Origin of the sequence: Streptomyces sichuanensis, assembly GCF_020328095.1 — a bacterium.
Lineage (GTDB): Bacteria > Actinomycetota > Actinomycetes > Streptomycetales > Streptomycetaceae > Streptomyces > Streptomyces cinnamoneus.
This window is the reverse complement of the sequence record NZ_JAIXMK010000018.1, coordinates 122645-130403: the sequence shown is the minus strand read 5'-3', so window position 1 is coordinate 130403 and position 7759 is coordinate 122645. Positions and strand designations below refer to the sequence as shown.

Here is a 7759-nt window from a genome sequence, read left to right as displayed (position 1 = left end):
GTCCTGGTCGAGGACCCAGACGGTGGTGATGGCAATTCCCTTGATCATGATGCGCTCCATGGCGGTGGTCCGGTGCGCCGGTGTTTCGGTGTGCTTGCCGCACGACCACCGTAGGCACGGCCGCCGCCACTCGGCTTCCTGAAGGACCCCGGGGAACACGACGAAGCCGGCGCACCGCCGTGAGGCGGTGCGCCGGCTTCTTGGCGCCGAATGCCAGGCCGGATGTCAGGCCGGATGTCAGGCCGAACGTCAGAGGGACTCGCCGTGGGCCTTCAGGAAGGCGACGGGCTCGACGGCGGTGCCGTAGTTCGGGGTGGTGCGGATCTCGAAGTGCAGGTGGGGACCGGAGGAGTTACCGGTGGAGCCGGACAGGCCGATCAGCTGGCCGGTGGTCACGGTCTGGCCGACCGAGACCTTCACCTGCGACAGGTGGGCGTACTGCGAATACGTGTTGTCGCTGTGCTTGATCACGATGGCGTTGCCGTACGCCGGACCGTCACCGCCGCCGTTCGGGCCGGCCTTGACGACCGTACCGCCGTGCACGGACTTCACGGCCGTGCCGGTGCCGACGACCAGGTCCTGGCCGCTGTGCTTGGCGGCCCACATCTTGCCGGAGATGCCGAAGGGCTGGCCGACCTGGTAGCCCTCGACCGGGGCGACCCAGGCGTCGGCGCGCTTGCGCGAAGCCTCGGCCTGCTTGCGGGCGTCCTCGGCACGCTTGGCGGCATCCCGCTTGGCCTGCTCGGCAGCGGCCTGCTTCTCCTGCTTCACCTTCTCCGCCACCTTCAGCTGGGTGGCGGCCTGCGCGTTCAGCGCGTCGTCCAGAGCGGCGACGGAAGCGAACGCGGGGAACCCGCCGACAGCAGCCGTGGTGTCGGCAGCGAGCGCGACCCCGGAACCGAGTGCGACCGAGGCACCGAGACCGGCGGCCACGAGGCCGGCGACGCGGGCACGAAGGACGGTCTTGCTCGTGTTACGGAAAGCGGTGCGCTTCGACATACGGATAAACCTCCAGGAAGGAACAGGTCCCGACCGCTGGCCGGGATCGCCATACCTTGGTAACCAGCGCTTCCCGGCCTTGCCAAGCAGCCCATTTACTAGCGCACGCCGTAGCCGGGGAAAGAATTCGGGAACGACAAAAGCCGCCCCTTCCCTGCAATTCCGGGGAAATCCCCGAGATCGACTTTTCCGCTATCGGGCGTAGTAGCCGCGGAATGCCCTGTGCGCCATGTCACCGCGGAGGCCCGTCCGGACCCCGCATTCCGGGGTCGGAGACCCAAGATCGGCGGTACGCTCCGGACGGCAGATGCATACGCACCGTGCGGGGGGTCTCGCAGTGAGCAACGATTTCGGGGACTTCGGGGACATAGAGCTGGCGGAGGCGGTACGGGCGATCCGCTCGGGCCTGACCAGCGCGGCGGCCGCCGGGGCCGGGGAGGACCTGGCGTTCGACGTCGGCGACATCGCGCTGGAGTTCACGGTCGAGCTGCGCCGCGACGCGAAGGCGGGCGGCAAGGTGAAGGCATGGATCGCCGAGGCGGGCGCGGAGGGGGCGCGCGGTTCCGCCCGTACGCACAAGGTCGCCTTCACCCTGACCCCGAAGGACCGGCACACCGGCGAGGGCTGGAAGGTCGGCAACGACCGGCCGGCGGGGATTTCGGGGTTCGGCTCTGCCGGCACCCAGCAGTGAGTACGCGCATCCGGTCGGTGGAAGACCGCCTGGTGGCTGTCCTCGGGGCCCGTCAGGGCAGCGGGGTGCTCCTGACGCAACGGCTGGTGCTGACGGCCTCGCACGTGCTCGGGCGGGAGGTGTTCGCGGGCGTGGCCGTCCCCGGCCGGGGCTCTCCCGTGACGTGCACCGTCATCTGGTCCGGGCATCCCCGGAACTGCGACGCCGCCCTCCTGCTCGCCGAACGCGACCTCGTGCCGACCGGCAGCCTGCCGAAGCTGCGCTGGGGCGCTCTCACAGAAAACCAGGCGGTGCCCGGCTGTCAGGTGCTGGGCTTCCCGCGGGTCCAGCGATTCGCAGCGAACGAGCTCGAAGCGGTGCAGGTTCTGGGTGCCCTCACCCCCCTGTCGGGCCGGTTGCGCGGCCGCTACGTACTGCACAGTGACCACCACCCGCCGCATCCGGTGCCCGATGGCTCCCCCTGGGCGGGCCTGTCGGGCGGGCCCCTCTTCGCGGGCCCCGTACTCATCGGCATCGCGACGGAGGACCCCGCCGGCTGGGATTCCTCCGTCATCGACGCCGTGCCCCTGAGCGCCCTGCACGGCAACAGCAGCTTCGCCGTCGCTCTGGAACGCCACTGGCCGGACGCACCCGTGCTGGAACATCTGGCGACGGCTGATCCCGCCGACCTCGCCCACGAGACGCGCTACGCCAAGGCGGTCAAGGCCCGCTACAGCCGCATGGAGGTCTTCGGCCTCGACGATCTCGGTACGAACGAGAACAGCTGGGACCTGGACACCGCGTACCTGAGCCTGGAAGCACTGGCGCCCGGCGTCCACGGCCAGGAGAGTGCCTACCTCCGGCCCGAGCGGCAGCGCATCGAGGAAGTCCTGGCCTCACGGCCGAGGAGCGTCCTGCGGGGCGAGGCGGGTGCCGGGAAGACGACGCTGGTGTGGTGGCTGGCCTCCCATGCCGTCTGCCGGACCATGCCGAGGGAGCTCAAGGCCCTCGACGGGCTGATCCCCTTCGTGATCCCCATGCGCAGCCTGACCGCCCAAGGCATCACCACGCCCACCCCGGCCCAGCTCCCCACCATCGCCCAGCTCCAAGTGGACGAGGCTCCCAGCGGCTGGGCGGGCCGTGTCCTCGAAGCAGGCCGGGCCCTGCTCCTCGTCGACGGCTTGGACGAGCTGCCGCAGGCCGAGCGCGGCCCCGCGCGCAGATGGCTCGCCGATCTGCTGCGGATGTATCCGGACACGCGCTGTCTGGTGACCGTACGACCGCTCGCCGTCAAGAACTCCTGGCTCGCATCCGAGGGCTTCGAGGAGCTCCAGCTCCTGCCCATGAGCAACAACGACATCCAGTCGTTCGTCGCCGCCTGGCACAAGGCAGCCCGCCTGGAGTGCGACGGGTACGCCGACGAACTGCGAGCAGAGCGTGAGCGCACGCGACTCACCGGACTCGAAAGAGATCTCTCGCAGGAGTTCCGGCGCAACGCCGGTCTGCGCGACCTGGCCCGCACACCGCTCCTGTGCGCAGTGATCTGCGCCCTGCACCGCCGGCGCAGCGGTCTGCTGCCGCGCACGCGCTGGCATCTGTACGAGGCCGCGCTTGCCATGCTGCTCGGCAACCGGGACGCGTATCGCCGCGTCGGTAGCCCCGAGGGCATAGCGCTGGACGTCGAGGACAGCCAGCAGCTCCTGCAACGGATCGCCGTGTGGCTCGTCCGCAATGGGCGTGCCGAGCTCTCGCACGAGCAGGCGGTCCGCCAGTTGGAGTCGGCGATGCGGGGCCTGCGAAAGGTCCGGGAGCAGGGCACGGCAGAACAGATCCTGACGCATTTGCTCAATCGCAGCGGACTTCTGCAGGAGCGCGCGGTGGATTCCCTTCAGTTCATCCACCGAACTTTCCAGGACTACCTCGCTGCAAAGGAATTCCAGGACAGCGACAGCCTCTACGAACTGCTGTCCCATGCGACGGAGGAACAGTGGCAGGACGTCATACGCCTGGTCATCGGCCACTGCGGGCGCAAAGAGGTCAAGCAGATCATCGCCGGACTCATCGCCGATGGCGATGTCGCCCCCACCCGGGCGGCGCAGTGGCCACTGCGCACGCTGGCAGCCGAGTGCGCCGCAGGCGCGGCATACCTCGATGACAACCAGCACGACGCGGTGTGGGACGGGCTGGCGGGCCTCGGCGCACCGAGGAGCGAGCTGGAAGCAAAACAGCTCGCCTCTCTCGGCCCGGACGTTCTTCGCATCCTCCCCGGGCCGGAAGGACTCTCGGACACGGAAGTCCGATATGTGGCAGACGTCCTGGCTTCCTTGGGGCCCATGGCCATCCCGCTCCTGCGCGAGTACGGGCAGCACGACTCCGAGGGCGTCCGGTCACGCGTGGTGGATGCCTGGCCACGCATGGATGCACTTACCTATGCGAGCGAGGTCCTCTCGCGGATGCGGCTCGATGACCTCGTGGTCGTGGCGGCGACGTCCGAACAACTCGGCCACCTTCACCGTCTGGGACCCATCCGTCACCTCGTCGTACGGGGGAACCACGCATCGCGCCGACTCGGTCAGGCGCTGGAACGGTGCGGCTTCGGTTCGCTGACGCTCCTCCACAACGAGGCCCTGACGGATGTGGGCTTTCTCCGTGAGCACCCACGGCTCAAGGTGCTATCGATCACTGGATGCCCACAGCTGCGCGACATTTCCGCCCTGGCGGGCTCAGAGGTGAGCCACCTGAAGCTCGATGCACAGGGCCTTTCCTTCGAATCCCTGACCCTCGTGTCCGGCCTTTCGGGCCTGACCTCTCTCACGCTTGAGGGCCTGCCGCACGACACTCTTCCCCCGGCGCACAGCGGTGTTCAGGAGCTCTCGATTTCCCAGGGGCCGCGGCCACTGCGGCTGCATGGCGTCGGCGCTTGGGAGGAACTCGCCGAACTGGAGCTGGACGGCCCCCTGGCATCGTCCGGCGAACTGAGCCGTCTGGCCGACTGTCCGAAGCTGCACACAGTCGATCTGACCTTGTCGGACATCAGCGAGCTGGAGGCCGTGCAACCCCTGGAGGGCGTGAGCGCTGTGTCTCTGACGCTCACGGAAGGAAGCCTTGTGGACTCCACCGTCTTTCGCGTCTTCCCCCACGTCGACCTGCTGCAGCTTCAGGGCAGCAGACGCATCGGTCACCTGCGTCTGGATTTCACCGGCGATCCGGCGCCTTCGACGTTCCCGCTGGAGATCTTCGCGTACACCGCCTGCAAGGACGTGCGCGGCCTGGAACGCTTCGACGGCAAGGTCGAACTTCGCGACGAATACGTGTGGGCCCCCAACGCGCAGGCGGCCCCGGAACCGTGATCACACGGTACCGGGGCCGCCGTACTGCTCTACCGCTCGGTGAGCGTTACGCGTCCTTCGAGAGGTTCGGGCCCGCGCCACCGGCGGCGGACTCGACCGGCGGGGTGTCGGGCAGGGCCGACTTCTCCTCGCCGCGGAAGGTGAACTTCTTCTCCTCGCCTTCGCCCTCCGTGCCGACGACCACGATGTGGCCCGGACGGAGCTCGCCGAAGAGGATCTTCTCGGACAGGATGTCCTCGATCTCGCGCTGGATGGTGCGGCGCAGCGGGCGGGCGCCCAGGATCGGGTCGTAGCCCTTCTTCGCCAGGAGCTGCTTGGCGTCCGCGCTGAGCTCGATGCCCATGTCGCGGTCCTTCAGGCGCTCGTCCACCTTGGCGATCATCAGGTCGACGATCTGGATGATGTCTTCCTGCGAGAGCTGGTGGAAGACCACCGTGTCGTCGACACGGTTGAGGAACTCGGGCCGGAAGTGCTGCTTGAGCTCTTCGTTGACCTTCGCCTTCATCCGCTCGTACCCGGTCTTGACGTCGCCCTGGGCGGCGAAGCCCAGGTTGAAGCCCTTGGAGATGTCCCGGGTGCCGAGGTTCGTCGTCATGATGATGACGGTGTTCTTGAAATCGACCACGCGGCCCTGGGAATCGGTCAGGCGACCGTCCTCCAGGATCTGCAGCAGCGAGTTGAAGATATCCGGGTGGGCCTTCTCGACCTCGTCGAAGAGGACCACGGAGAACGGCTTGCGGCGCACCTTCTCGGTGAGCTGGCCGCCCTCTTCGTAGCCGACGTATCCGGGCGGGGAGCCGAACAGACGCGAGACGGTGTGCTTCTCGCTGAACTCCGACATGTCGAGGGAGATCAGCGCGTCCTCGTCGCCGAAGAGGAATTCGGCGAGCGTCTTGGACAGCTCGGTCTTACCGACGCCCGACGGGCCGGCGAAGATGAACGATCCGCCGGGGCGCTTCGGGTCCTTGAGGCCCGCACGGGTGCGCCGGATGGCCTGGGAGAGCGCCTTGATGGCGTCCTTCTGGCCGATGACGCGCTTGTGCAGCTCGTCCTCCATGCGCAGCAGGCGGGAGGACTCCTCCTCGGTCAGCTTGAAGACCGGGATGCCGGTGGCGGTGGCGAGGACCTCGGCGATCAGGTCGCCGTCGACCTCGGCGACGACGTCCATGTCGCCGGCCTTCCACTCCTTCTCCCGCTTGGCCTTGGCGGCCAGGAGCTGCTTCTCCTTGTCGCGGAGGGAGGCGGCCTTCTCGAAGTCCTGCGAGTCGATCGCGGACTCCTTCTCGCGGCGCACGTCGGCGATCTTCTCGTCGAACTCGCGGAGGTCCGGCGGCGCGGTCATCCGGCGGATGCGCATCCGGGAGCCGGCCTCGTCGATCAGGTCGATCGCCTTGTCCGGCAGGAAGCGGTCGGAGATGTAGCGGTCGGCGAGCGTGGCGGCCTGGACCAGCGCCTCGTCGGTGATGGAGACGCGGTGGTGGGCCTCGTAGCGGTCGCGCAGACCCTTGAGGATCTCGATCGTGTGCGGCAGCGACGGCTCGGCGACCTGGATGGGCTGGAAGCGGCGCTCCAGCGCTGCGTCCTTCTCCAGGTGCTTGCGGTACTCGTCGAGCGTGGTGGCACCGATGGTCTGCAGCTCACCACGGGCCAGCATCGGCTTGAGGATCGAGGCGGCGTCGATGGCGCCCTCGGCGGCACCCGCACCGACCAGGGTGTGGAGCTCGTCGATGAACAGGATGATGTCGCCGCGGGTGCGGATCTCCTTGAGGACCTTCTTCAGGCGCTCTTCGAAGTCACCGCGGTAGCGGGAGCCGGCAACCAGGGCGCCAAGGTCGAGGGTGTAGAGGTGCTTGTCCTTGAGGGTCTCGGGCACCTCGCCCTTGACGATGGCCTGGGCCAGGCCCTCGACGACGGCGGTCTTGCCGACGCCGGGCTCGCCGATGAGGACCGGGTTGTTCTTGGTGCGGCGGGACAGCACCTGCATGACCCGCTCGATCTCCTTCTCGCGCCCGATGACCGGGTCGAGCTTGGATTCGCGGGCGGCCTGCGTGAGGTTGCGGCCGAACTGGTCCAGCACGAGCGACGTCGAGGGGGTGCCCTCGGCGGGGCCACCGGCCGTGGCGGCTTCCTTGCCCTGGTAGCCGGAGAGCAGCTGGATGACCTGCTGCCGGACCCGGTTGAGGTCGGCGCCCAGCTTGACCAGGACCTGGGCGGCGACGCCCTCGCCCTCACGGATCAGGCCGAGCAGGATGTGCTCCGTGCCGATGTAGTTGTGGCCCAGCTGAAGGGCCTCGCGGAGCGAGAGCTCCAGCACCTTCTTGGCACGGGGGGTGAAGGGGATGTGACCGGACGGCGCCTGCTGGCCCTGTCCGATGATCTCCTCCACCTGCTGGCGGACAGCCTCAAGCGAAATCCCGAGGCTCTCCAGGGCCTTAGCGGCGACACCCTCACCCTCGTGGATCAGCCCCAGGAGGATGTGCTCGGTGCCGATGTAGTTGTGGTTGAGCATCCGGGCTTCTTCCTGAGCCAGGACGACAACCCGCCGCGCGCGGTCGGTGAACCTCTCGAACATCGTTAATCGCTCCTCAGAGCGGTCAGGCAGTTAGGGGTCGGTCCCCTCCCTGTCCTTCCGCATGCTAGTCCCGTGGGACGGGACAGCTCATTCCAACTGCCGACATCCGTCCGGATCACCCCCGCGTCGGCGGGGAAAGCTGCTGCCGAACAGCCGACATCTCCTCCA

At 68.1% G+C, this 7759-nt stretch carries 4 protein-coding genes; 2 read left to right on the top strand and 2 right to left on the bottom strand.

Features of this window, described 5'->3' with window-relative positions; all coding sequences use genetic code 11:
- Positions 1–249 precede the first annotated feature (249 nt).
- Positions 250–999, bottom strand: a complete 750-nt coding sequence (locus tag LE181_RS09240; protein ID WP_225660717.1) for a M23 family metallopeptidase — start codon at positions 997–999, stop codon at positions 250–252.
- A 337-nt stretch (positions 1000–1336) separates the two neighbouring features.
- On the opposite strand from LE181_RS09240, the gene LE181_RS09235 reads away from it, so the two are divergent.
- Both LE181_RS09235 and LE181_RS09230 read left to right on the top strand, forming a co-directional pair.
- A complete protein-coding gene (locus LE181_RS09235) occupies positions 1337–1690 on the top strand; it encodes a trypco2 family protein (RefSeq protein ID WP_225660716.1) in 354 nt (117 codons plus the stop codon).
- Between the two features lie 32 nt (positions 1691–1722).
- Positions 1723–5019, top strand: a complete 3297-nt coding sequence (locus LE181_RS09230) for an NACHT domain-containing protein (RefSeq protein ID WP_225660715.1) — start codon at positions 1723–1725, stop codon at positions 5017–5019.
- Positions 5020–5065: 46 nt separating this feature from the next.
- Here the strand turns inward: LE181_RS09230 and LE181_RS09225 are convergent, their stop codons facing one another.
- Positions 5066–7591, bottom strand: coding sequence for an ATP-dependent Clp protease ATP-binding subunit (locus tag LE181_RS09225; protein ID WP_225660714.1), 2526 nt, complete (start codon positions 7589–7591; stop codon positions 5066–5068).
- Positions 7592–7759: the final 168 nt, after the last annotated feature.

Bases quoted from the DNA above. Each gene is read 5' to 3' on its own strand.
- LE181_RS09240 (WP_225660717.1), bottom strand. From the start codon at position 999: ATGTCGAAGCGCACCGCTTTCCGTAACACGAGCAAGACCGTCCTTCGT.
- LE181_RS09225 (WP_225660714.1), bottom strand. From the start codon at position 7,591: ATGTTCGAGAGGTTCACCGACCGCGCGCGGCGGGTTGTCGTCCTGGCT.